Below are 24,680 nucleotides of genomic sequence, written 5' to 3'. Positions count from 1 at the left end.
ATTACGCGGATTCTTCGGAGTCGTAGGTCAGGTATGGGGCGAGCCACTTTTCGACTTCTTTCAAGTTCGTCTTCTGTCGGCTCGCGTAATTTCTGACCTGGTCGCGATCCAGTCTGCCAACCGTAAAGTACTTCGCGGCCGGATTACCGAAATAGAGTCCACTTACGCTGGCTGCTGGGCTGACCGCGCAGCTCTCGGTCAACTCCATGCCGACTTCTTCGGCTGAAAGAAGTTCGAAGAGACTGTTCTTCAAGCTGTGATCCGGGCACGCGGGATAGCCGAACGCCGGGCGAATCCCCCGATATCGCTCCTCGATCAGGTCGTCCATGCTTTCCCCCGCCGCCGGGGCGATCCCCCATTCTTTTCGCGCACGGGCGTGGAGGTACTCGGCGAAGGCTTCGGCGAGCCGGTCCGCCAGGGACTGCACCATGATGGCGTTGTAGTCGTCGTGCTCGCTCTTGAAGTCGTCTGTGAGCTTGGTGGCACCCAGACCCGTGGTGACGGCAAACGCGCCGATGTAGTCTTCGACTCCCGATTCTTTGGGTGCGATGTAGTCCGCGAGTGATCGATTGAACATGCCCTTGGCAAGTTCTTCTTGCTGGCGAAGCATCGGGAAGCGAAGCAATTCGTCACTGCGACTGTCGTCTCGGTAGAGGACGATGTCGTCACCATCACTGTTTGCGGGCCAGAAGCCGTAGACCGCCTGGGCGGTGAGTTGCTTTTGTTCGACGATTTGCGCGAGCAGCGATTGTCCGTTGGCGAACAGATCTCGAGCCGCCTCGCCCATCTCCGGGTGCTCGAGGATCTTCGGGTATCGCCCCTTGAGCTCCCACGCACTGAAGAAGAACGTCCAGTCGATATAGGGGACGATTTCTTCGAGATCGAAGTCCATAAGCACCCTGCGGCCGAGGAATTCCGGTCGCGCAACCTCGCCGTCGCCAAACTCCACCGTGGGGCGGTTCTCGCGCGCAGCGCGATACGAGCGGAGTGGTTTTTCCTGCCGCGCCTCATGGAGATCGCGCAGCTTCTGCTGCACCTCGCGATTGGCGCGGTCGCACTCAACCCGTTTCTTCGGATCGAGCAGGCTCGCGACTATTCCTACGGCTTTCGATGCGTCGCGCACGTGTATCGTCGGCTGATCAAAGGTCGGAGCGATCTTGACCGCCGTATGCACACGACTCGTAGTGGCGCCGCCGATCAACAGCGGGATTTCAAAATTGCGCCGGGACATTTCCTTTGCGACCGAAACCATTTCATCCAGCGAGGGTGTGATCAAGCCCGACAGTCCGATCATGTCCGCTTCGACATCGATCGCGGTCTGGAGAATTTTGTCCGCGGGCACCATCACCCCGAGATCCACGATCTCGTAGTTGTTGCAACCGAGCACGACACCGACAATGTTCTTGCCAATATCGTGCACGTCGCCCTTGACTGTGGCCATGACGATCTTGCCCTGACTGCTGGTGCCGACCTTCTCTGCCTCCATGAAGGGTTCGAGGTGCGCGACGGCACGCTTCATCGCCCGGGCACTCTTTACCACCTGGGGCAGGAACATCTTTCCCGCACCGAAGAGTTCGCCCACGATACTCATGCCGTCCATCAAGGGGCCCTCGATCACGTGAAGCGGGCGCTCTGCGGCAACTCGCGCCTCTTCGGTATCCTCTTCGATGAAATCGACGATGCCGTGCACGAGAGCGTGAGAGAGCCGCTCCCCAACGCTGGCTTCGCGCCAGCTGTGATCGACGACACGCTTCTTGCCGCCTCTCTTTACCGATTCTGCGAATTCGAGAAGATCATCGGTGGCCGTCTCGCAGCGGTTGAGAATCACGTTCTCGACTTTCTCGAGCAGGTCCTTCGGGATGTCTTCGTAGACCTCGAGTTGCCCCGCGTTGACGATGCCCATGTCCATCCCCGCCGCGATCGCGTGGTAGAGAAAGACCGAGTGCATGGCTTCCCGCACCCCGTTGTTGCCGCGGAATGAGAAGGATAGATTTGAAACGCCGCCGCTTACATGCACGCCCGGGCAGGCTTCGCGTATCTGCTTCGCAGCTTCGATGAAGTTGAGTGCGTAGCGATTGTGTTCTTCGATGCCGGTCGCCACCGGGAGAATGTTGGGATCGAAGATGATGTCTTCTGCCGGGAAGTTGGCCGTCTCGGTCAAGAGCTTGTAGGCCCGGGTGCAGATATCGACCTTTCGCTCGGTCGTATCCGCTTGCCCGACCTCGTCGAAGGCCATCACGACCACGCCGAACCCGTAGCGTCGGATCGTGCGTGCGTGCTCGAGGAAGACCTCTTCGCCTTCCTTGAGCGAGATGGAGTTGACGATGCCCTTGCCCTGGACGCACTTCATGCCCGCGAGCAAGACCGACCACTTCGAGCTGTCGATCACCACCGGAATGCGCGTGATTTCTGGCTCGGTGGCGATCAAATTCAAGAACTCGGTGATGCACGCTTCTGAATCGAGAAGTGCTTCGTCCATGTTGACGTCGAGCAGGTTCGCGCCTCCGCGCACCTGCTCCATCGCGACATCGACGGCACTGATCATGTCGCCCGATTTGATGAGATTGCGGAATTTCGCCGATCCAGAGACGTTGGTGCGCTCTCCGATCATCTGGAAGTTTGCGTCGGAACGAATCGACAGGGGTTCGAGACCGCTGTAATGGCTCACCAGCTCGCCGGAAAAATCGGGAACCTCTCGGGGCGCGACGCCTTCGACGGCGTTTGCAATTTCGCGGATATGGTCGGGGGTGGTCCCGCAGCACCCCCCAACGATATTGACCAGCCCCGAAGTCGCAAACTCTCCCAATAATTCGCCGGTCAGCTCCGGTGCTTCGTCGTACTCGCCGAACGCGTTGGGAAGTCCGGCGTTCGGATACGAGGATACCCGGGTATTTGCGATTTGGGCGAGCTCAGCGACGTGTGGCCGCATGTCAGTGGCGCCGAGGGAGCAGTTGACGCCGATCGAGAGAGGTTCAGCGTGAGCCACCGAGCGCCAGAACGCCTCGACGGTCTGACCCGAAAGCGTGCGACCACTTGCGTCGGTGATCGCCACCGAGATCATGATGGGAAGGCGAACGTCGACCTCTTCGAAAACATTCTGCACTGCGACCAGTGCCGCTTTGGCGTTCAAGGTGTCGAAGATGGTCTCGATCAGGATGATGTCGACGCCGCCTTCGATCAATGCGCGAGTCTGGGTCACGTAAGTCTCTTCGAGCTCGTCGAAACTGAGGTTGCGGAACGCCGCGTCTTCGACTTTCGGAGAGAGCGAAAGGGTGTTGCTGGTGGGCCCTATCGCTCCGGCAACAAAGCGCGGCTTGTCGGGCGTTCTGGCAGTCCATTCGTCCGCAACGCGGCGCGCGATCTGGGCTGCGGCGAGGTTGAGGTCGCGGGTCAGGGTGTCGAGGTCGTCGAATTCATAGTCCGACTGGGAGATCGAATTGGCGCCAAACGTGTTGGTCTCGATGATGTCCGCTCCGGCCTCCAAAAAATCGTTGTGGATCTTCTCGATCACGTCCGGTCGCGAAAACACCAGGAGTTCGTTGTTCCCCTGGACGTCCTTGTGGTGATCCTTGAAGCGTTCGCCCCGGAAATCAGCTTCTCCGAGGCCGAACCCCTGGACCATGGTCCCCATGGCCCCGTCGATCACGAGAATCCGGCTGCGAAGCTGCGACTCGAGGAGACCCGTGCGGTCGTCTGCGCTCATGCTATCTCTCCCGCCCGGTGGTGAACTCTTTGTGTCGCATTCGAAATAGATAAATAGTCAAATTAAATCGTAAGTTTACGTAACTACTTGCCGCTTGCATTCCGCTCGAAATCCGAGCATTTCGGCGAGCGGTCCTTCATTGCATCAGTATATCTCAATATTCGGATGGATGCTTGAGATTCTTGAGCCCCCAAGTTCGTTGCCCGGTTCGAGCCCGAGGCCGTTGACGCGACCCGATTGTGCTTATGCTTGGCCGCGCCCGGTCGCTGGGTTTGGCTTTCAGGCTGAGAAACACCACCAGACACCAACACCAGCACAGCGCACACTTCTCAAGCGAATTTACCATTGGAGATCGAACCCGATGAGCGTCGAACAGCACGATTTCCAGGCCGAGGTCAAGCAACTCCTCGATCTGATGATCCACTCGCTTTACTCCAACAAGGAGGTCTTTCTCCGCGAATTGATCTCCAACGCATCGGATGCCATCGACAAGGCTCGCTTCGAGGGGGTGACCAATCCCGCGTTACTTCCGAGTGGCGAGTTTGCCATCCAATTGATCGCCGACCCCGAGAACAAGACCCTCAGCATTAGCGACAACGGGATCGGGATGAATCACGACTCCGTGATCGAAAATCTCGGAACCTTGGCGCGGTCGGGTTCCGTCGAGTTCATCGAGAAGCTCAAACAAGCCGGAGGTAAGGGTGATGCGCCCGAGTTGATCGGCCAGTTTGGTGTTGGCTTCTACGCGAGCTTCATGGTGGCCGACCAGATCAGAGTATTGACCCGGGCTGCAGGAGAGACCCAGGCAGTCCTGTGGACCAGCGACGGCGCCGGCGGCTACAGCGTAGAGGACGCTGAGCGATCAGAAGCCGGGACCACCGTCACCCTCACTCTCAAGCCGAGCGACACGGACGACGGCTTGTCGGATTTCACGGATGAATGGGTGCTGCGTCAGACGATCAAGAAGTACTCCGATTTTGTCGCCTACCCGATTCGTCTCGAAGTCGTCAAACCCGCCGCCGATGAGGCTGAGGCAGAAGAGGAAACTGACGAGCCGAGCGAGCCGCTGAACTCGATGAAGGCGATCTGGACCCGTCCCGAGAGCGATGTCAGCGAGGACGAGTTCAAGGAGTTCTACAAACACATCACCCACGACTTCCAGGAACCCCTGCTCCGGATCTCGAGCAAGATGGAGGGCACGTTCGAGGCGAAGTCTCTCCTCTTCATTCCCTCGAAGGCTCCCCACGATCTCTACCACCGCGAAATGTCACGGCGCGGCATTCAGCTCTTTGTGCGCCGGGTCTTCATCATGGACGAATGTCGAGATCTCGTGCCGGAATACCTGCGCTTCGTGCGCGGGGTGGTGGACGCCGAAGACGTCACGCTCAACGTTTCCCGCGAGCTACTCCAGCAGGATCGACAGATTCAGGCGATTCGAAAGTATCTGGTGAAGAAGGTTCTCGATGCGCTGAAGTCGCTGCGCAAGGACGATGAAGAGAAGTATCTGAATTTCTGGGGAGAGTTTGGGCCGGTACTCAAGGAAGGCCTGTTGATGTGGGACGAAAAAAAGGATCGCATTTTAGATCTCGTGCTCGCTAGCTCGACCCACCACGAGAGCAAACTCACCTCCCTCGAAGATTATGTTGAACGAATGCAGGAGGATCAGGAAGATATCTATTATCTGGTGGGAACCTCCCTCGACGTACTCACGAAATCGCCCCACCTGGAAGCCCTCAAGGAAAAGGGGATCGAGGTGTTGCTCTTTGCCGACCCCGTAGACGAGGTTTGGCTCCAACAGATGCCGCCGCAGTACAAGGGAAAGAGCTTCAAGTCTGCAGGTCGCAGTGACGCCGAACCTGAAGCGTCAGATGAAGACGAGAAGAAGGACGAGAAGAGCAAGGAAAAACAGAAAAAATTCAAGGACCTTCTCGCGGCGCTGGGTGCGGGCCTCGAAGACACCGCCAAAGAGGTGCGGATCTCGAAACGCCTGACATCTTCACCCGCATGTCTGGTGTTGGAAGAGGGCCAGCTCACCCCGCAACTCGAAGCCATGCTGCGCCAGGCCGGTCAAGAAACCCCGGCGACGCTGCCGATCCTGGAGATCAATCCGGAACACCCACTCGTCAAACGACTCCAGGAAATTTTTGCAGCCGATGCAAAGGACGCGCGCATTGGAAACTACGCCCAGCTGCTGTTTGGACAGGCGCAGCTCGCCGAGGGGGCTCAACTCGGCGATCCGGCCGCTTTCAGCCGAAAACTGGCGGATCTGATGCTCGAAGCGCTCTAATCTCCCGCAGGTCGGCCGCTGCCGGGGCCGCATGCTTGCGAGGGATATTCGTCGCCCATGTTCGAGCAGCTGTTCTCCATCCTTGCGCCGGTCTACCTCTGCATCGCCGTCGGATATGTATGGCGGCGCATCGGGCGGCCGATCGACAACCAGCTGATCGCTGATCTGTGCATGAACCTCGGCGCACCTTGTCTCGTTTTCTCGAGTCTGGTTGCGCTGGATGTCGAGCTGACGGCGCTCGTGCGCCTCGCCGTAATCATTCCCACGGCCTTCGTAATCTTCGCTGTGGTGGGTTACGCCGGCCTGCGCATGGCAGGCCTCCCGATTCGTTCGTTTCTCGCCCCGATGATATTTCCGAATACCGGAAACCTCGGGCTTCCCATCTGCCTCTTCGCGTTTGGAGCTGAGGGACTGCTCTACGCCGTAGTGGTGTTTGCGCTGACCTCGGCCATCCAGTTCACCCTGGGACAGTGGATTTGGAGCGGCAAAATTTCATTTCGGCAGTTGTTCAGAACGCCGCTCGTCTACGCGGTTTTGGCGGCGTTGCTGGTCATCGCGACCGACAGTGAAGTCCCGACCTGGCTTTTGCGCACCACCCAGAGTTTCGGCGGTATCACGATTCCCTTGATGCAATTCACCCTTGGCGTCTCGTTGGCCACTCTGCGCGTAAAGCGTCTGCCCCGATCTTTCGCGCTCGGCATGATGCGGCTCTCGATGGGTTTTGGTGTGGGAGTCGGCCTCGCGAGCGCCTTTGAGCTGACCGGCGTGATCCGCGGCGTCGTGATCCTGGACTGCGCCATGCCGGCGGCCGTGATCAATTATTTGTTCGCTGAAAAGTTCAACCGGGACCCGGACGAAGTTGCGGGAGTCGTTGTCGCCTCCACAACGATCTCGCTGGTCGCGCTGCCGTTGATTCTCGCCTGGCTGCTTCCCGCTTGACAGCCCGTTGAAAAACCCTGACCGCACCTGGCTCGGTCAGGGTTCTTCAACTGGCTGTTAACCGCCAGAAAAATCCGCTTCCGCCGCCGGGACCGGAGGGGTGTCGTCCATGCGGTCGTCGAGGTAGCCCTCGGGCAGCGCAACGCGCTGGCGCCCGCTCTTTTTGCCCCTGGGCACGCGCAGGGCAGAGGCCGGAAACTCGAGAGTCGGATCGGCGTGAGAGAGAACTTCTTCCAGTTCTGCGATCGTGTTGATGCGAATCAGTTCGCCGCGCAATTGAGCGCTCTTGGCAAAGCCCTTGGTGTACCAGGTCGCCTGCTTGCGAAACGCGCGGATCCCCCAGCGTTCGCCCTGCCAGGCTGCAAGCAGTCTGGCGTGGCGCAACATGATCTGCATGACTTCGCCAAAGGCAGGCGGTGCTTTGGGGAAGCGCCCTGCAAAGACATCCGCCAGGTCGCGGAACAACCATGGGCGTCCGAGACAACCGCGACCCACGACGACACCATCGCAACCCGTGTGTCGCATCATGCGCAATGCGTCCCAGGCTTCCCAGATGTCGCCATTGCCGAACACCGGGATTGAAACGGCACGCTTGAGTTCGGCGATGGTGTCCCAATCGGCCTCGCCGTCGTAGAGCTGTGCGGCAGTTCGAGCATGCAGAGACACGGCGGCGCATCCCTCTTGCTCGGCGATGCGCCCGGAGTCGAGATACGTGTGAATGTCGTCGTCGATGCCCACGCGAAACTTGATCGTGATCGGGATCTTCTCCGCATGCTTGACCGCCGCGCGCACGATGTTGGCGAGCAACCTGGGCTTCGCCGGAATCGCGGCGCCACCTCCCTTGCGCGTCACTTTTCTGACCGGGCAGCCAAAGTTCATGTCCAGATGGTCAACTCGTCCTTCGCCGACGAGGAATGCGACCGCTTCACCGACGTAGTGCGGGTCGACCCCGTAGAGTTGGAGGCTCCGGGGCTTCTCTTCCGGGGCAAAGCTGGCGAGTTGCAGGGTTCGGGGATTGCGCTCGACCAGGGCTCGAGCGGTAATCATTTCGCTGACGTAGAGGCCGGCGCCGAACTCCCGACACAGGGTGCGGAAGGGCGTGTTGGTGATGCCAGCCATGGGCGCGAGGATCACCGGGACGGGCAGATCGATCGCGCCGAGGGAAACCCCCGGAAACTCCCCCGGTTGTGCGGGAGCCACGCCCTGATTGATTTCGCCGATCGGTACCATTGCCATGGCGGGTTTAAATACCAAATCTGTCGGGCGGCTGCGCCATCGCTCTGGTGCGGCGCCTCCAGATCCCGTGCGTCCAGTGATTTTCCAGCGACTTGAATTTTGCGCAGGCTTTCAGCAGCGTCTGAACAGGCATTTTGCCTGTCCATTGCGTCTGAGCCGGCGACGGAAACAACCATGTCCAGCGAGAAGAAAAGAGCGGGGATCGCGGCACGTCCCTCGATCTCCATCATCGGTCCGGGCAAGCTCGGGGTTGCCCTCGCCAAACTTGCGCGGTCCGCTGGGTACCGAGTGACCGCGGTCGCGGGCCGCGATCGGGGTCGCGCCCAGGCGGCCGCCGCTGCAATTGGCCCGGAGACCCAGGCCCTCACTCCCGTCGAAGCCGCCAGCACTTCCGATCTGATTTTTTTGACGGTGTCGGATTCCGCGATCCGAGCCGTCGCCGAGGATCTTGCTGCTGCCGCCGCCATCAGCGACGGCAGTATTCTGGTGCACTGTTCGGGAGCCCTGACGAGTGAGATTCTCGCCTCGGTGCAGGAGGACCGTCAGGTTGCCGTGGCGTCGTTTCATCCGCTCCAGACTTTCCCCACGGTGGCGCGTGCCGAGGCCGACTTGCCCGGCAGCTCATGTTTTCTGGAAGGGGATGCCCGGGCGCTCGAGGTTCTCGAAGTTTTTGGCGCAGAAATCGGAACCCAATGCGTTCGCATCGAGACTCGGGCCAAGGTGCTCTACCACGCGGGTGCCGTAATCGCGTGCAACTACTTGTGTGCATTGATGGACGCCGCACTCAGCGCCACTGAAGCCGCCGGAGTCGAGCGAACCACTGCGTGGCCCGCACTGCAACCTCTGATCCAGTCCACCTTCGAGAACATTGGGCTTCTGGGCCCTGCGGCGGCTCTCACCGGCCCCATTCAGCGAGGCGATGGGGAGACCGTTGCGCTGCATCTGCGCGCGATCGAGGAATCGGCGCCCGAGTTGGGAACGCTCTATCGCGCGTTGGGTTTGCACACCCTCGAGCTTGCGACCCGGGAAGAGGCGCCGGCAAAACTCTCGCTGAAAGATGCACAGGAACTGCGCCGACTTTTGAATGACACGAATCCACTTCCGGCCGATCCCCGGGCGGGTTAGCCTCGCGGCGTGGCCTTACGCAAGGTAATGGGACTCGGACTCAGTGTGCTGGACGAGACCTACCTGGTCGTCGATTTCCGCATGGACAACCCGCGCGCTCGCTACCTGGAACGCCGGGTCGCGGCCGGTGGAATGATGGGCAATGCCGTGGCGCAGTCGGCTGCGCTCGGCGTCAAAACCCAGCTGCTGAGCATGCTCGGAGACGATCGCGAGGGCAGGGCGATCATCGCGCAGCTGCGGGAACACGGTGTGGTGACGCGCGGTGTCACTCGCAGCAAGCAGCACCCAACGACTGTTGCGATCGTGCTGGTCGATCACGAGACTCGGGAGCGACGCTTCCTTGTGCCCGATCGACGCAAGATCGAGTCGTCGGCACCGGACTTCGATCTCACAGGCCTGAACCGGGACTCCGTGCTCATGATCGATGGCCACTTCCCGGCACAGGCGCTGCGTGGGGTGCGCCGCGCCCGGGAGTGCGGTGCGCCCGTGGTCGCAGACTTCCACAGTCCCCGCGCCGCGTGCTTGCGACTGCTTCCCTTTGTGGACTACCCGATTCTGCCGTTGGAATTTGGCCTGGCGTGGCACGGGGGAACTCCGCGGGAGATCCTGTTTGCGCTGCGAGAGGAATTTGGCGGAACCCCGGTGCTGACCCTGGGCGAACGCGGTGCTCTTGCGTTATGGCAAGACCGCCCTGTCGAGATTCCACCTCGTCGGGTTCGGGTGCGGGATACCACCGGGGCCGGCGATGTGTTCCACGGCGCATTTGCGGCGGGTTTGTGCCTCGGATTCTCGTTCATCGAAGCGCTTCACCTGGCCTCCCGCGCCGCAGCGGTGTGCTGTACGGAGCTGGGCGGGACGGGCCGTCTGTTGCAGCCCGAGGAGATCTCCTGCCGACCCGCGGGGCGACGCCGGAGTTGAGTTGAGCAAATTCTCTGGTTCTGCTGCTTGATGCCGCTCCGGGTATCCGCCACTCTTGGCCCCGAGTCCCCCCAAATAAACCCCTCGAGATTTGATCTGCCCGGTGCCCCGTCCCATGACGGCGGACGCACGCATGGGCTGTATCTGGGGAACCCGCAGAACTGATGGCAAAGACGACTGCAAAGACGGCGGCCAAGAAAAAAGCCAAGCAGGCGGTGAAGTACGACGAGGCTGCGATTCGGACCCTCGATGCCCTCGAACACATCCGCCTGCGCACGGGCATGTACATCGGGCGACTGGGAGACGGCAATCATCCTCTCGACGGCATCTATGTGATGCTCAAAGAAGTGATCGACAACTCCGTCGACGAATTCATCATGGGGGAAGGCAAGCGGATCGAGATTTCCCGCCACGGCGAATCGGTAACGGTGCGAGACTTCGGTCGCGGCATTCCACTCGGAAAACTCGTGGACTGCGTCAGCCAGATCAACACCGGGGGCAAGTACAATGACGATGTCTTTCAGTTTTCGGTCGGCCTCAACGGAGTCGGGAGCAAGGCCGTAAACGCTCTTTCCTGCGATTTCGAGGTCACGAGCTACCGCGATGGGAAGTTTCGCAGCGCTGCCTTCGCGGAGGGGAAGCTCCTCAAGGAAAAGAAGGGCAAGGCCGCGGACGAGCGTTCGGGGACTCTCGTCACCTTCACGCCCGATCCGAAAATATTTGGTGAGTATGGCTGGAATGAGGAGTTCATCGCCCATCGGCTGAACTTCTACGCCTATTTGAACTCGGGCCTCAGCCTCATCTACAACGGAAAAAAATTCCATAGCACGAACGGTCTCGCGGATCTGTTGCGCGATGAGATTGGGGAGAGTGAGTCCCTTTACGATATTGCGCACTGCAAGGACAAACTGTTGGAATTCGCTTTTACCCATACCAACACCTATGGCGAGAACTACTTCGCCTTCGTGAACGGTCAGTACACGACTGACGGAGGAACTCATCAGAGTGCGTTCCGCGAGGGGGTGCTCAAGGGCGTGAACGAGTTTGCGAAGAAAAACTTTGCCGGGGAGGACGTCCGTGAGGGCATCCTGGGCGCTGTGTCGATCAAGCTCCAGGACCCGGTGTTCGAGAGTCAAACCAAAAACAAACTGGGTTCGACCGACGTGAGGAGTTGGATTGTTCCTGCAGTCAAGAAGCAAGTCGTTTTGTGGCTGCATAAACACCCGGCCGATGCCGCGCAGGTACTCGAAAAAATCTCGATGAACGAAAGGCTCCGGAAGGAGCTTTCGTCGATCAAGAAAGAGGCTCGGGACCGCGCAAAGAAAGTCACGATTCGAATTCCCAAGTTGATCGACTGCAAGGTTCACTACAACGATGCGAAGGGAAGCCGGCGGGACGAGACGTCGATTTTTCTGGCCGAGGGTGATTCTGCCGGAGGCGTGATGATTCCGTCTCGCGATGTCCAGACCCAGGCGATCTTCTCGCTGAAGGGAAAGCCCCTGAACTGTCAGGGTCTAAAGCGGGACGCGGTGTACAAGAACGAAGAGCTTTACAACATCATGCGGGCCTTGGGGATCGAAGACGGCATAGAGGGGCTGCGGTACAACAAGATCATCCTGGCGACCGATGCCGATGTCGACGGGATGCACATTCGAAATCTCTTGATCACGTATTTTTGCCGCTACTTCGAAGAACTCGTGATCAAGGACCATCTATACATTCTCGAAACCCCGCTGTTCCGGGTGCGAAACAAGAAAGAGACTCGTTACTGCTATAGCGAGAAAGAGCGAGACAAGGCGCTTGCAGAAATTCGCGACCCGGAGATCACCCGCTTCAAGGGACTCGGAGAAATCAGCCCGAAAGAATTTGGTCAGTTCATCGGCGAGAGGATGCGACTCGTACCGATCACGGCGAAGAACATGGGCGAGGTCCCCGTGGTGCTCGATTTCTTCATGGGGAAGAACACGCCCGAGCGCAAAGAATTCATCATCGAACACTTGATCGAAACGGTGCTCTGAGCGCACCGCCAGGACCGACTGGGTAATTCGGAAGGACGACATGGCGCAACTCGAAGACCTGATGCACGAGCACTTTGTCGAGTACGCGAGCTACTTCATTCTCGACCGCGCAATTCCAGACCTGCGCGACGGCCTGAAGCCTGTGCAGAGACGTCTGCTCCACACCCTCTTTTCAATGGAAGACGGGCGCTATCACAAGGTCGCCAACGCGATCGGCGAAACGATGAAGCTGCACCCACACGGCGACGCTTCCATCGGCGATGCCCTGGTCGTGCTGGCCAACAAGGGTTACTTCATCGAGCGGCAGGGGAACTTCGGCAACATCCTGACGGGTCATCCCTCGGCAGCGCCTCGCTACATCGAGTGCCGCCTGACACCGCTGGCCCTCGAAACCATGTTCTTCAGGCCACTCACCGAGATGGTCCCGAGTTACGACGGTCGCTGGCAAGAGCCCGTATTCCTGCCCGCAAAACTGCCCGTTGCTTTGATGCTGGGGACCGAGGGCATAGCCGTCGGCATGGCGACCAAGATCCTTCCGCACAACCTGCCGGAGTTGTGGGAGGCCCAGATCGATCTGCTGAACGGGAAGCGGATCGAGCTGTTTCCTGATTTTCTACACGGCGGTTTGATGGATGTGGCCGCGTACGACGACGGAGCCGGCAAGGTCGAAGTGCGCGCGCGCATCAAGGTTCGCGATCCGAAGCATGTGGTGATCGAAGAGATTCCCTACGGCACGACCACCGAGAGCATCATCGCTTCGATCGAGGGTGCGGCCCAGAAGGGAAGGCTCAAGATCGCTTCGATCGACGACTTCACGACCGATCGGGTCGAGATCGATATCACCGTCGCAAGGGGAACCCAGGCGAAGGAACTGATTCCTCAACTCTACGCGTACACCGACTGCAGCGTTTCGATCTCTTCGAACATGATCATCATCAAGGACCGACGCCCGGTCCAGATGACCGTGACCGAGGTTCTGACCACGTTGACCGATCGGTTGTGTGATCAGATCAAAGCCGAACTCGAGTACGAACGAGGTCAACTCACCGACCGGCAACATTGGCTGACGCTCGAACAGATCTTTGTCGAGAATCGAGTCTACAAGCGCATTGAAAAGGCAAAGACAGAAAACGCCGTCGCGGATGAAGTGAACAAGGGCATGGCGAAGTTCAAAGAGTTGTTCGTGCGCCCGATGATCGATGACGACGTGAAGCGTTTGCTGGAGATCCGGATTCGTCGAATCTCCGCGTACGACATCGACAAAAACCGCAAGTCGATCGACGACATCGTGAAGAGCATCAAGAAGATCAATGGGAAGCTCAAGCGACTCAAGCGCACAGTGATCGACTATCTCGAAGCATTGATCGAGAAGTACGGTGCAGACTATCCGCGTCGAACCCACATCACGCGCATCGAAGCGGTGGACAAAAAATCCGTCGCAAGACAGAACATCAAGCTCGCATACGATCGAGATACGGGGTTTTTCGGGTCGGCGGTGCGTGGCGACATGTATCGAATGAACGTGAGCGAATTTGACTTCGTGCTCGGAATTGCCAACGACGGGACGTATCGCATCATGACTCCCGTCGACAAAATCTTCTTTACTGGCAAGCTGATCCACTGTGAAGTCTTTGATCCCGAAGCCGGCGCAGAATTCGTGGTGGTCTACCGGGACAAGAAGAAGATCGCGTATGGCAAGTGGATCAAGATCCACAAGTTCATTCGAAACAAGGAGTATCAACTCATCAAGAACCGCGAGGGGAAGATGGATTTCCTGCTGACCCCGGGAAACCTGGGGACATTGAAGCTGGATTTCACCCCGGCGAAGCGGCAGCGGGTCAAAGATGCCGTGTTCGATCTTTCGACTCTCGAGTTGACGAGTCCGTCGACGAGAGGGACCCGCCTGGCGGCCAAACCAGTGAGCAAGGTCAAGTATTTGCCGCCAAGTTCTAAGTCAAAGACAAGTTCAAAGACAAAACCAAAGGTTGTGCAGACCCCATTAAAATCCAAGACGAAGAAAAAGACTGCAGCAAAGAAGTCGCCGGTGGACGAGGGATCTGCACAGGGCGATCTATTCTGAGTCGTCGGGACTCAGGGGGCCACGCATTCGAGACGGTCGATGGCGTGGACAGGTGCGCCGTCGCCCTTCATCAGGTGCGCGATTGCGCCGTAGATCAACTGCTGTTGCTTGACGCGCCCAAGGTCTACAAAGGCGGCCGAGACCACTCGAATGGCAAAGTGCCCCGGGCTTCCCGAGTCGATTGAGATCTCATGGCAATCGACCGCAGCTTCGATCGCGCTGCGCATCTGATCGATTGTGTTTGTCGAGTTGTCGCCGAGAATTTCCAAGGACATGAGGTGCCCACACTAGCCGAGACTCCCCGGGCGGGCCATCGACGTCTCTCAGCTGATGAGTTCTTGCGAAGTCTTGATCTGATCTGTGCAAATTTCGAGGATATGTTCCACGTCGTCCTCGGTGAGATCGAGGTAGTTCCAGGCGGGGAGATTTGCCGGCTCGATTTCATCGACCGATTCTGCGCGACCGACTCCGAGCTTGGTCAAGCAGATGCTGGTCACGCTTATGAGCGCCGTCAGTCGCGCAACGCCTTCGGGCAAACTTGCCAGTGCGCCAGAATTGTGGTGGTTCTCGATGACGGACACGAGAGAATCGGGCAAGTTCCAGCGACTTGCGATCGCACCGCCGAGTATCGAGTGGTCGAAGCCGAATTGCTCGGTTTCCGCCTGGACGAATCCGATTTTCTCATTGTAGACGCGCTGGATAACCTGCTCGTATTCGTCGTGATGGCTGTTCGCGAGTGCGGTTTTGCCGATATGGTGCAGCAAGCCGGCCGTAAACGCCTCGTCAGAACTTACATCGATCTGCGGAAGAGCTGAGAGCTTTGCCGCAACAGGTCCCGAGAGTGTGGAGTGTTGCCACAAGAGCTGTTCCATCAACCCGAAGCGCCTGAAGGTCTTCTTGAGCGAAACCGCGAGTACGAGATTGCGAACCGTGCGAGTGCCGAGCAGTGAAATGGCGTGAGAGATACTGTTGATCTCGCTCGGAAATCCGTACAGCGCAGAATTGGACATCTTGAGCAGCTTGGCCGCTATCGCAGAGTCTTGTTCGATCAATTCCTTGATGTCGGCAATGCACGAACTGGGGTCGTCGACTGCACGGATGATTTCACGTGCGATGGCGGGCATCGCGGGAAGATCATCCGCGGTGGATTCGAGGTACTGCTCGAGTTTCTCGCTCATGAATCTGCGCGCTACTCCGTGACCTGGTTGTGCAACGCAACCGGATCGTCCAGTTGGGGACGAATTGGTTGACGTCGACTCAACGCTGGGTTTCGACGCCCCGGTGCATTCGCATGAGCAAGACGATGCGCGCCGGCAAATCGAGATTGCATTCTCAAAACCTATGACTCGGGAGACTCGATTTGGATTCGGGTTCGACCGAAGAACGGATTGTGGTGGATCCAATTCAGAACACGAAATTCGTCAGCTTTCTAAAGCAGTCGCTCGGTCTCACGGACAGCGACATTCCCGAACCGGGGGAGTGGTGCGGGAGCGGGAACACGCTCGGTTCCATAGGGCTGCGGGTGGGGTTGATTTCTCTCGACCAGATCGACCAGATCATCACGCGTCAAGCGGCCGACCCGAGGTTGTTTGGAGAGATCGGGATCAGCCTGAAGTTCCTCAGCGAGAAGCAGGTTGAACACCTGCTTATGCTGCAGCGCTTCCATCGCTGTCTGGATCTCGGCGCGCTTCTCGTGATCGAGGAACGGGTCACCTTTTCCGCGCTGCTGCATGTGATGGCCGACTACTTCAAGAAAAGTGGCCCGGACTAGACAGCCGACGGCTAGAGCTCGTCTACCGTGGCTTTACGTACTTCGGCTGCAATGGTCGTCGAAGTGGGGAGTGAGCGGGAAAGCAACACGTAGTCTCGCAAGATCTCGAGGGCTTCCGTCCGCTGGATCGAGGGCTTGTCTATTTCCTCGTCCGTTTCTTCTACATTCTCATCCCTGTCTGCGGCGTTCTTCTCGGCCTCTTCCTCTGCTTTGAGAATTTCCGAAAGACGAATGACCCCGGCGCGATTCTGCACTTCCTTGAGCTTGCGTTCCACTTCCGCAAAGTCTTCGCTATCCGCGACTCGCTTGGCAGAAAGCACGGCTAGCTTGGAAACAATTTCGGGTGTCACGGGGGAGTAGAAGTCTGCCGGGCCGGAACCGCTTTCGTTGAGATTTGCGCTTGCGTCGAGGAAGGGTGGGATCGTTGCGGCCTCGAGAGCGTAAGTCTGGTTGGACTCCCCGAAGTCGTCTGTATTGAACGGCGAGGGCACCACGATGTCCGAAAAGACGCCCGAATGCTGGGTCGAATTTCCGCCGGGTCGGAAGAAGAGTGCTGTCGTGACCTTTAGCGCTCCGAGTCCGGGTGGCAGCGGGACCAGGGTCTGGACTGTGCCCTTGCCAAAGGTGTGATCGTCGCCGACCAGGACCGCGCGGTGGTAGTCCTTCATCGCGCCGGCGACAATTTCTGAAGCTGAAGCGCTGATCCGGGAAGTCAGCACGACCATGGGTCCTTTGAACAAGATATTCGGGTCATCGTCGCGCATGATCTGGACGTTCCCGTACTCGTCCTTGACTGCAACCACGCCGCCTTCGCGGATGAAGAATCCCGCGATTTCGCGAGCGCTGTCCAGCAGCCCTCCACCGTTGCGTGAAAGATCGAGCAGGAGCCCCACTGCGTTGGCTTCAGCCACTTGCTGCAGGAGTTTCCGCAGGTCGGTTGAACTCTTGCGTTCCGAGGGGTCACGGCCTCCGTAGAACGACGGGAGGTCGATGATGGCGATTTTCTCGTCCTTGCCTGCGATCTTGATGGTTTCGAAGGTGAGCTTCGCTGCCTGTTCTTCGAGGTTGATCTTGTCCCGGGTGATGCTGACCACAAAACGTTCGGTCTTCGCGTCCTGTCGCAGGATTGTAAGATGTACGACTGTATGCCGTTCGCCGCGGATCAACCGGACCACTTTACGCAGATCCATGTCGATCACGTCTACGGGTTCTTCACCGTCCTGGGCAACGGCGATGACTTTGTCATTGGGTTTGAGTTTCCCGACCTTGTCGGCGGCGCCCCCCGGAATGACTTTCTCTACGATCGAATATCCGTCCCGAGACGACAGCCCGACACCGATGCCGATCAGCGAGAGTCCCATCTGGATCTTGAAGTCTTCGTTGTTTTCCGCGCTGAAATAATTGGAGTGAGGATCCAGGGCGCTCGCGAACGCATCGAGGAACAGGCTGTAGATGTCCTCATTGTCAAATTCCACTGCCCGCTTGACCGTGAGCTCGTAGCGGTGGACCAGCTTGTCCTTTGCCTCTTCGAGGGTGTTCCCGTTGCTCATGTAGTTGGAGATCTGGAACTGGACCAACTTGCGGTAAAGCGCGTGCTGTTGCTCGAGATTCTTGGGGCGAGCTCGCCTGTCGGGATCGATTACCAGTTCGATTTCGGGATCCGCCGCGTAATCATCCGATCGAACATAGGACTCGACGTACTGTTGCATCTTTTCGTAACGGTCGACGATGTCCTTCTGGATCTCTTCGAGGCTCGTGCATTCGCCGCTGCCGACATCGAAGAAGATCCCCTGGAGTGATGACTTGAGAGCCGCCGCTTCGCGAGTGGTGTAAAGGGTCTTTGCGGAATCGAGGCGCTTGATATAGGAGTCGATCGCTCGAGTGCGAAGCTTGTCGTTGAGATGGCGATAGCTGATGTGCTTGTGAAGAAACGTGTTGAGCAGGCCAGGGATCCGTTCGCAGGTGAGTTCCATGCTCTCGGCCGTACCCGAACAGGAAACGCTCGCGAGGACCAGCGCGATCATGGCAGCAAAACGGACGCCCCGTCGAAATGGGGGCTCGTGTTTGGTGGCAAAATGGCTGAAGCGGCTCAGATTCTTCATAGGTTTTCAGTGTAACAGGGCCGAACGCCGCGGGGCAGGTGTCCTACACCCGCCCGGGGACCGGCGCAGCGTTCGAGTCGGGATTCCCCCTGACACGCCGCTTCAAGCCTCACAATTTTCGACCCGACAGGTGTACACCCCTCTGGCAACATGACGCCCAACTCGCCCAGTGCCGTAGCTTGTCGGGCAACCGCGGCAGCCTGCTCTCAGATTTCTTGTCGGACACCAGCGGCGCGAGCCTGAGTTTCCAAAAATGAACCACCCGTGCGCAGTTTTGGTGCAAGGCAAGTGGAGCCAGCCGCCGTGTGGGCCCTCCACTGGAATCGACGGTCTTCGCCGCGCGGGCGTGCGGCGCTCCTCCCCTAGAACTGACGGGGGCCGACGAGAACGAGGTCATTATTCGCTACTCTGGCCCTGCGAAAACTCCGGATCGCGTGTCCCTCGATGAGTCCGCGCCGAAGCGAATCGCATCAACGAAGAACGAGGGGACTGGGGGCGCAGCATGGCCGAATTTCAATTTCAGAAAATATTCGAACTCGGGGAAGACAGCGCCCCCTACCGCTTGCTCAGCGACGAGCACGTAAAGACGGTCGAATTCGACGGCCGCACGGTGTTGAAGGTCGCTCCCGAGGCGCTCTCGCTTCTCGCGGCCCATGCAATCCGCGATGTTTCACATCTGTTCCGCCCCAGCCATCTCTCGCAGCTCGCAAAGATTCTCGAAGACCCGGACGCGTCGGGCAACGATCGCATCGTGGCCCTCGAACTGCTGAAGAATGCAAACATCGCCGCCGACATGATTTTGCCCTCCTGCCAGGACACCGGCACGGCAATCGTTCTCGGCAAGAAGGGCGAGGACGTCTACACCGGTTTCGATGACGAAGAGGCAATTTCGCGCGGAATCTATGAAACCTACTCGACGACCAATCTTCGCTATTCCCAGATGGCGCCCCTCACCATGTATGACGAGAAGAACACCGGAACGAATCTGCCGGCCCAGGTGGATCTCCACGCGACCCAGGGCTCCGAGTACAAGTTTCTCTTCATTACGAAAGGTGGCGGCTCCGCGAACAAGACTTTCTTGTTCCAGGAAACGCGTGCGCTGTTGAACGAAGACTCGCTGATGGCATTTCTGGCCAAGAAATTGCCGCTGCTCGGAACCTCCGCTTGTCCTCCCTACCATCTCGCCATCGTGATCGGCGGGACGTCGGCAGAGATGACACTCAAGACGGTGAAGCTGGCGAGTGCTCATTATCTCGACACCCTGCCCACGAAGGGCAACGAGACCGCCCGCGCGTTTCGCGACCCCGACCTCGAAGAGAAAATTCATCGCTTCACCCAGCAAATGGGGATCGGCGCACAATTTGGCGGCAAGTACTTCTGTCACGACGTTCGGGTCATTCGGCTACCGCGCCACGGTGCCTCGTGTCCCGTCGGGATCGGAGTTTCGTGCTCCGCCGACCGACAGATTCTCGGCAAGATCACCAGCGATGGAATCTTTCTCGAACAACTCGAAACGGAGCCCGCGCGGTTCCTGCCCCAACCAATAGAAGACAGCAATGATCAAGACGTGGTCAAGCTCGACCTCAATCGACCCATGGCGGAGTTGCGCGAGACCCTGAGCCAATACCCGGTGACGACACGTCTCTCGCTGTCGGGCACGATCGTGGTCGCCCGAGATATCGCCCACGCCAAGCTAAAGGAGCGCCTCGACGCGGGAGAACCGCTGCCGGACTACTTCAAGGACCACATCATCTACTACGCCGGACCCGCCAAGACGCCCGAGGGATACGCTTCGGGATCGTTCGGACCCACGACCGCAGGGCGCATGGATTCCTATGTGGATCTTTTCATGCAGAACGGCGGCAGCTTCATCACCCTCGCCAAGGGAAACCGGTCCAAGGCAGTTTCAAATGCCTGCAAGGAATACGGAGGGTTCTACCTGGGTTCGATCGGCGGCGGCGCAGCGATTCTCGCCCAGGAGTGCATCAAGCAGGTGGAAGTCCTCGAGTTCGAAGAACTCGGGATGGAGGCGGTCTGGCGAATCGAAGTCGAGAATTTTCCGGCCTTCATCATCATCGACGACAAGGGAAACGACTTTTACGCGCTCCCCTGATCGTCGCCTCTAGGATTGCCGCGACTCGTCTTCGAGTGCCAAGGTCTCTCGAATTCCCTCGACATGGCTGCGTGTCTTCCAGCCGAGATCACGCCGGATCCGCCCGCACGAATAGCTGCGGCGATACCGGATCGGCAACGGGAGCCGTCGGCTCTGACACTCCGGGTCCTCTGCCATCCAAGCGTCGGCAAATTCCCATAGGCTGGAGTTGTCCCCGGTGACGTTGTACGCCTTGCCGGACGAGGTCGGGTTTTCCAATGCCAGCATGGTGGCCTCGGCGACATCTCCGGCGTAGACCAGGCAGAAGCGCGCGAAGTAGGGATAGGGTGCGAGCGGTCGCATGCGCAGGGCGCGTTTGTGCCACATGCCGAAGTTGCGATCGAAGGCGCCGTAGAGCACAGATGGGCGCAGGCTCGTCAGGTCAATTTCGTATTTGGATGCGTAGCGCCAGGCCGTTTCTTCGGAGAGCGCCTTGCTGACCTTGTAGCCGTTGAACCGGTGGTGTCGGTGAGTCTCTCCGTAGCGCGGGTGATCTTCGTCGACCCGAGTTCGGTGCCCTCGATAGATTCCCACGGAAGAAATCTGAATCCCCCGTCCCACCCCCGCGGTTTTCATCGCATTGAAGACATGGATTGTCCCTTCGACGTTGACGTCTAGATAGCGACTGAACGGGTGGGGCTTGAAGCTGACCAGAGCGGCGTTGCTGATCACAGTATCGGCGCTCTCGAACGCGCGCGTCAGGGCTGCGACATCCCCGAGATCTGCTGTCCGCACCTCGACCCCAAGGGAGCGCAGCGGTGCGGCGAGTTGCGGATTGCGCACGACCGCGATCGGATTCGCTCCGCGCTGCAATAACGCGCGAATCAAATATCCACCCAACAGGCCTGTGGCACCGGTTACAGCCACCCGCTTGGTCATGAGTTCCGGCAATCTAGGCGCTCCCGCTCCTGCTCCCGCCCGGGGGGCGATCAGTTCAGCGGCTGCAGGGTGGCGCAATTGTGCTGACTTCGCAGCGACTTTCTCACCGCCGTTCCTTATCCGCGGGGGACAGTGGCGAGGTCTTCGTGCCCTGTGCTTGGATCTCCCGATGCAGACGATCTGGGTCGAAAATCTCGACGATCCGCGACTGGCGGACTATCGAAACGTGCGAGACGCCGACCTGCGGCGCAGCCGGGGCGTGTTCATGGCCGAGGGCCGATTTGTCGTCGAGCGGTTGGTGGGCAACTCGCGGTTTCGCGCCGATTCGCTGTTCTTGACCCCGCGCGCCTGCGAAGCCATCCGCCCGGTCCTGGAGCGACTGCCCCAAACGGCACCGGTCTATCTTGCGAAGCAAGAAGTGTTCAATGAAATCGTGGGTTTCGACATGCATCGAGGTTGCCTTGCCGCGGGCAGGATTGGCGTCGAGACGCGACCCGAAGAACTCATTGCCACGTCCCCAGAAGGTGCTTCGCTGCTGGTCGTGCTGGAAGGTCTGACGAACACGGAAAACATGGGAAATGTCTTTCGCAACGCCCTGGCGTTCGAGGCCGCGGGCGTCCTGCTGTGTCCCCGCTCCTGCGACCCGCTTTACCGCAAAGCGATTCGCGTATCGATGGGGAGCACCCTGACACTTCCCTTTGCGCGCTTTGACGGCTGGCCGGATTCCCTGACGAGCCTGCGTTCCGCCGGCTATCAGTTGATCGGACTCGATCTCGCCGAGGACGCGATCCCGCTCTCCGCCGTGTCGTCGTCGATCGATCTGGGTGAGCGCATCGCACTCATTCTCGGGACCGAGGGCAAGGGACTGAGCCGCGAGACACTCGAGTATGTCGACCACTCGCTGCGCATCCCGATGGCCCCGGGCGTCGACTCACTCAATGTCGCCACCGCCTCGGGCATCGTGCTGCAGTTTCTTCATGCAAGACTGACCGAGCCGCGCGGCCGATCGGGAGTCGCCCGTTGAAGCCGCTATTGATCATGAAGACCGGGACAACCCTGCCGGACATTGTCGAAGCACACGGCGACTTCGAGAACTGGATTGCGAGTGGGCTCGATTTTTCAGCGGATGAGATCGAAGTTGTTTCGGTCTACGAAGGAGACGCGCTGCCCGACCCCAGTGCGATTTCGGGGGTGGTGATCACGGGTTCGAGCGCACTGGTGACCGAGCGAGAAGCTTGGAGCGAGCGATGCGCCGCCTGGCTCCCGGACGCTGTCGATCGCGAGATCCCGCTGCTGGGCATCTGCTATGGCCATCAACTGCTCGCGCAAGCACTCGGGGGGCGAGTCGAACGCAATCCGTTGGGTCGACAGATCGGAACCGTCGAGGTTCGCATGGGCGTTGGTTTCGCCGACGATTCGCTCCTGGGCGGGCTGCCTCAGCAGATCAGCGTGCAGGTCAGTCACGTGGAATCAGTCGTTGAGCTGCCCGCCGGCGCGCTGCATCGAGCCGCCAGCGCGGGGGACCCCAACCAGGCGTTCGCCTACGGACCGTGTGCCTGGGGGGTTCAATTTCATCCCGAATTCGACGCCGAGATCGTGCGTGGCTATGTCAGCGCGCGGCGCTCCGAATTGCTCGAAGAAGGTCTGGATCCCGACGCGATCAGCAGCAGCGCCTGCGACAGCGAACACGGAACCCAGGTGTTGCGACGCTTTGGAGAGATCGTTCACGGCCACCGCCCCGTTGCGTGAACCTCATGACGAGATCCACCCCACCGGGTAGACCACCCGCATCAAGCCGCACGAACCCCCAGCAACCCACACCCATTTCTCGTGCATAGACCGGAGTGAAAGCTCCCGTGTAATTTCGCCTCAATTAATTCCCGCTGTGTCCGAAGAGTACAAATAGATTGCAATTTGAAACGCACGGCGGCGTTTGCTTTCGATTTGAAATTAAATTGCACGTCGTCTGCGTGAAGACTGCATAAAAATGAAGCGTTCCGCGCAAGCGGCGCCTCAGGAGAACACCATGGCGATCGGCATTAGTCTCGGTTCGAGCAACGGCAGTCTGCGAAGTCTGAATACGATTTCGCGCAACCTGTCCAAGAGCCTCGAGAAACTGTCGTCGGGCAGTCGAATTCCCCGGGCGTCGTTTGACGCGGCGGGTCTCGCGATTTCGGAAAGGTTGAAGTCCCTGACCTCGTCCCTGACCCAGGGAGTGCGGAATCTCAATGACGGCATCAGCGCGACCCGTGTCGCCGAGGGAGCGCTAAACGAAACTTCAAACATTCTCGGTCGACTGCGCGAACTCAGCATTCAGGCCCAGAACGGGACACTCAACGGGAGCCAGAAGAAGGCCATCCAGCAGGAGTTCGACCAGCTGACCGCGCAGGTGAGTGATATTGCCAGCAACACGAACTTCAACGGAACGAAATTGTTGGACGGCAATGAGAGCATTGAGATCGTCGACGGCAGTGGCGGAGAGGCGACCGAGGTCGCGTCAACCGATCAGTCAGCGTCATCGCTTGGTGTCGAAGGACTCGATGCGTCGGACCCAGCGACCCTCGACCGGCTCGACCAGGCGATTCGTTCGGTGTCTTCCAGTCGAGCGCGACTGGGTGCAACGGAGAACCGGCTCTCATCCCGGGTTCGCAGTCAGTTGATCGCGATCGAAAATACCGCGCGAGCCAATTCGCAAATTCGCGACACCGACTTTGCGAAAGAGTCATCCAATCTGCTGAAGAATCAGATTCTCAGCAAGGCCAGCATCTCAGTGCTCGCCCAGGCGAACGCCGGGGCGGGGGTCGTGATCAAGTTGCTGGGACAGAGATAGTTCGGTTGGGGCTCGGCGCTGGGTTGAGCAGCCGCTCAGTGCTGGGCGCTCAGGTTCGACCACAGCGTGTTCCACTCTGATTCCGCGGCGCCGGCCGCTTCCTGAATCGATTCGCCAAAAGCCAGAATGATCTTCCCGGTCCTGCCGTTTGCCGGGGGAGTGCGGACCACCGCGACCCAGGCGTTGCCGCTGTCGGCACCGTTGCGGTTGTGGTAGACGGTTCCCTCGACCTGCTTGAGCCAACGCAGAGCGGCCTGCTCGGTGGTCAGCACGGGTTCTTTCGTCTGTTCCATCAATTCCATCGGGAACTCATTCATCGCCGGGCATCCTCGTAGGTCGATCTTCCAGTCGCGATCGCTGGCGGCCCAACTCAACCGTCCGCATCGCGGGTCCAGAGCACGGAAACGCTGGATCTACTCTAGTGGCTTTCCGGTAGGCAAGCTGGACAATTCATAGGGGAAGTGGCCTGTTCTGGGCGCAGAGTGACGCTGTACCCGAAATTTTCCGCGTGAGATTCACAACACCGGCAAGGCGAGGGCAGAAATGCCGATCTTTTCCGGCAGATTCGCTCGATCTCTGGACGATTCGAGTAGTTACTCTTAGAATAACTGCATGAACTACAAAGTAGAAGATCTGGCGG

The 24,680-nt window shown here is 59.1% G+C and carries 18 protein-coding genes; 11 read left to right on the top strand and 7 right to left on the bottom strand.

Features of this window, described 5'->3' with window-relative positions; all coding sequences use genetic code 11:
* Position 1 precedes the first annotated feature (1 nt).
* Positions 2-3,703 carry a methionine synthase gene (gene metH / locus IH881_06855; GenBank protein ID MCH7867400.1) on the bottom strand — a complete coding sequence of 1,234 codons (3,702 nt, stop codon included), beginning with the start codon at positions 3,701-3,703 and terminating at the stop codon, positions 2-4.
* A gap of 361 nt (positions 3,704-4,064) precedes the next feature.
* Here metH and htpG point away from each other — a divergent pair, with 361 nt between their 5' ends.
* Both htpG and IH881_06845 read left to right on the top strand, forming a co-directional pair.
* Positions 4,065-5,990: a molecular chaperone HtpG gene (htpG, locus tag IH881_06850; protein MCH7867399.1), complete on the top strand. Its 1,926-nt coding sequence runs from the start codon at positions 4,065-4,067 to the stop codon at positions 5,988-5,990.
* 57 nt (positions 5,991-6,047) lie between these two features.
* The gene (locus tag IH881_06845) at positions 6,048-6,929 is read left to right on the top strand and encodes an AEC family transporter (GenBank protein ID MCH7867398.1); all 882 of its coding nucleotides are present in this window, start codon (positions 6,048-6,050) and stop codon (positions 6,927-6,929) included.
* Positions 6,930-6,986: 57 nt separating this feature from the next.
* Here the strand turns inward: IH881_06845 and dusB are convergent, their stop codons facing one another.
* Positions 6,987-8,159, bottom strand: a complete 1,173-nt coding sequence (gene dusB / locus IH881_06840) for a tRNA dihydrouridine synthase DusB (GenBank protein MCH7867397.1) — start codon at positions 8,157-8,159, stop codon at positions 6,987-6,989.
* A 180-nt stretch (positions 8,160-8,339) separates the two neighbouring features.
* Here dusB and IH881_06835 point away from each other — a divergent pair, with 180 nt between their 5' ends.
* The 4 genes from IH881_06835 (at position 8,340) to IH881_06820 (ending at position 14,306) form a co-directional block, all read left to right on the top strand.
* Positions 8,340-9,290, top strand: a complete 951-nt coding sequence (locus IH881_06835) for a DUF2520 domain-containing protein (GenBank protein MCH7867396.1) — start codon at positions 8,340-8,342, stop codon at positions 9,288-9,290.
* Positions 9,291-9,299: 9 nt separating this feature from the next.
* Positions 9,300-10,208, top strand: coding sequence for a hypothetical protein (locus tag IH881_06830; protein ID MCH7867395.1), 909 nt, complete (start codon positions 9,300-9,302; stop codon positions 10,206-10,208).
* Between the two features lie 164 nt (positions 10,209-10,372).
* Positions 10,373-12,226, top strand: a complete 1,854-nt coding sequence (locus IH881_06825; GenBank protein ID MCH7867394.1) for a type IIA DNA topoisomerase subunit B — start codon at positions 10,373-10,375, stop codon at positions 12,224-12,226.
* 40 nt (positions 12,227-12,266) lie between these two features.
* Positions 12,267-14,306, top strand: coding sequence for a DNA topoisomerase IV subunit A (locus IH881_06820; protein MCH7867393.1), 2,040 nt, complete (start codon positions 12,267-12,269; stop codon positions 14,304-14,306).
* 11 nt (positions 14,307-14,317) lie between these two features.
* On the opposite strand, the gene IH881_06815 is transcribed toward IH881_06820, so the two are convergent.
* Positions 14,318-14,581, bottom strand: a complete 264-nt coding sequence (locus tag IH881_06815; protein ID MCH7867392.1) for a BolA/IbaG family iron-sulfur metabolism protein — start codon at positions 14,579-14,581, stop codon at positions 14,318-14,320.
* Between the two features lie 48 nt (positions 14,582-14,629).
* Positions 14,630-15,484, bottom strand: a complete 855-nt coding sequence (locus IH881_06810; GenBank protein MCH7867391.1) for an HDOD domain-containing protein — start codon at positions 15,482-15,484, stop codon at positions 14,630-14,632.
* 182 nt (positions 15,485-15,666) lie between these two features.
* Here IH881_06810 and IH881_06805 point away from each other — a divergent pair, with 182 nt between their 5' ends.
* Positions 15,667-16,077: a hypothetical protein gene (locus tag IH881_06805; GenBank protein ID MCH7867390.1), complete on the top strand. Its 411-nt coding sequence runs from the start codon at positions 15,667-15,669 to the stop codon at positions 16,075-16,077.
* 11 nt (positions 16,078-16,088) lie between these two features.
* Here IH881_06805 and IH881_06800 read toward each other — a convergent pair whose 3' ends face one another.
* A complete protein-coding gene (locus IH881_06800) occupies positions 16,089-18,179 on the bottom strand; it encodes a PDZ domain-containing protein (GenBank protein MCH7867389.1) in 2,091 nt (696 codons plus the stop codon).
* Between the two features lie 502 nt (positions 18,180-18,681).
* Here IH881_06800 and IH881_06795 point away from each other — a divergent pair.
* A complete protein-coding gene (locus IH881_06795; protein ID MCH7867388.1) occupies positions 18,682-20,292 on the top strand; it encodes a fumarate hydratase in 1,611 nt (536 codons plus the stop codon).
* 9 nt (positions 20,293-20,301) lie between these two features.
* Here IH881_06795 and IH881_06790 read toward each other — a convergent pair whose 3' ends face one another.
* Entirely contained in the window at positions 20,302-21,222 is a 921-nt protein-coding gene (locus IH881_06790) for an NAD-dependent epimerase/dehydratase family protein (protein MCH7867387.1), read from the bottom strand.
* Positions 21,223-21,379: 157 nt separating this feature from the next.
* Here IH881_06790 and IH881_06785 point away from each other — a divergent pair, with 157 nt between their 5' ends.
* From IH881_06785 to IH881_06775, 3 genes are all read left to right on the top strand, one after another.
* Positions 21,380-22,234 carry an RNA methyltransferase gene (locus IH881_06785; protein ID MCH7867386.1) on the top strand — a complete coding sequence of 285 codons (855 nt, stop codon included), beginning with the start codon at positions 21,380-21,382 and terminating at the stop codon, positions 22,232-22,234.
* Positions 22,231-22,959 carry a glutamine amidotransferase gene (locus IH881_06780; protein MCH7867385.1) on the top strand — a complete coding sequence of 243 codons (729 nt, stop codon included), beginning with the start codon at positions 22,231-22,233 and terminating at the stop codon, positions 22,957-22,959. Before IH881_06785 ends, IH881_06780 begins: the two co-directional genes overlap by 4 nt.
* A gap of 277 nt (positions 22,960-23,236) precedes the next feature.
* Complete coding sequence (locus tag IH881_06775) at positions 23,237-24,040, top strand: flagellin FliC (protein ID MCH7867384.1); 804 nt, start codon at positions 23,237-23,239, stop codon at positions 24,038-24,040.
* Positions 24,041-24,075: 35 nt separating this feature from the next.
* On the opposite strand, the gene IH881_06770 is transcribed toward IH881_06775, so the two are convergent.
* The gene (locus IH881_06770) at positions 24,076-24,357 is read right to left on the bottom strand and encodes a hypothetical protein (GenBank protein ID MCH7867383.1); all 282 of its coding nucleotides are present in this window, start codon (positions 24,355-24,357) and stop codon (positions 24,076-24,078) included.
* Positions 24,358-24,680: the final 323 nt, after the last annotated feature.

This window comes from Myxococcales bacterium, assembly GCA_022563535.1.
Taxonomy (GTDB): Bacteria; Myxococcota_A; UBA9160; order UBA9160; family UBA4427; genus DUBZ01.
Note: the sequence above shows the minus strand (reverse complement) of the source record. Positions and strands in the feature narration are given on the sequence as shown.

Excerpts from the sequence above, each read along its gene's own strand:
- IH881_06825 (MCH7867394.1), top strand. The coding sequence starts at position 10,373 with ATGGCAAAGACGACTGCAAAGACGGCGGCCAAGAAAAAAGCCAAGCAG.
- IH881_06815 (MCH7867392.1), bottom strand. The coding sequence starts at position 14,581 with ATGTCCTTGGAAATTCTCGGCGACAACTCGACAAACACAATCGATCAG.
- IH881_06810 (MCH7867391.1), bottom strand. The coding sequence starts at position 15,484 with ATGAGCGAGAAACTCGAGCAGTACCTCGAATCCACCGCGGATGATCTT.
- metH (MCH7867400.1), bottom strand. The coding sequence starts at position 3,703 with ATGAGCGCAGACGACCGCACGGGTCTCCTCGAGTCGCAGCTTCGCAGC.
- IH881_06775 (MCH7867384.1), top strand. The coding sequence starts at position 23,237 with ATGGCGATCGGCATTAGTCTCGGTTCGAGCAACGGCAGTCTGCGAAGT.
- htpG (MCH7867399.1), top strand. The coding sequence starts at position 4,065 with ATGAGCGTCGAACAGCACGATTTCCAGGCCGAGGTCAAGCAACTCCTC.
- IH881_06770 (MCH7867383.1), bottom strand. The coding sequence starts at position 24,357 with ATGAATGAGTTCCCGATGGAATTGATGGAACAGACGAAAGAACCCGTG.
- IH881_06835 (MCH7867396.1), top strand. The coding sequence starts at position 8,340 with ATGTCCAGCGAGAAGAAAAGAGCGGGGATCGCGGCACGTCCCTCGATC.
- dusB (MCH7867397.1), bottom strand. The coding sequence starts at position 8,159 with ATGGTACCGATCGGCGAAATCAATCAGGGCGTGGCTCCCGCACAACCG.
- IH881_06785 (MCH7867386.1), top strand. The coding sequence starts at position 21,380 with ATGCAGACGATCTGGGTCGAAAATCTCGACGATCCGCGACTGGCGGAC.
- IH881_06820 (MCH7867393.1), top strand. The coding sequence starts at position 12,267 with ATGGCGCAACTCGAAGACCTGATGCACGAGCACTTTGTCGAGTACGCG.
- IH881_06800 (MCH7867389.1), bottom strand. The coding sequence starts at position 18,179 with ATGAAGAATCTGAGCCGCTTCAGCCATTTTGCCACCAAACACGAGCCC.
- IH881_06845 (MCH7867398.1), top strand. The coding sequence starts at position 6,048 with ATGTTCGAGCAGCTGTTCTCCATCCTTGCGCCGGTCTACCTCTGCATC.
- IH881_06795 (MCH7867388.1), top strand. The coding sequence starts at position 18,682 with ATGGCCGAATTTCAATTTCAGAAAATATTCGAACTCGGGGAAGACAGC.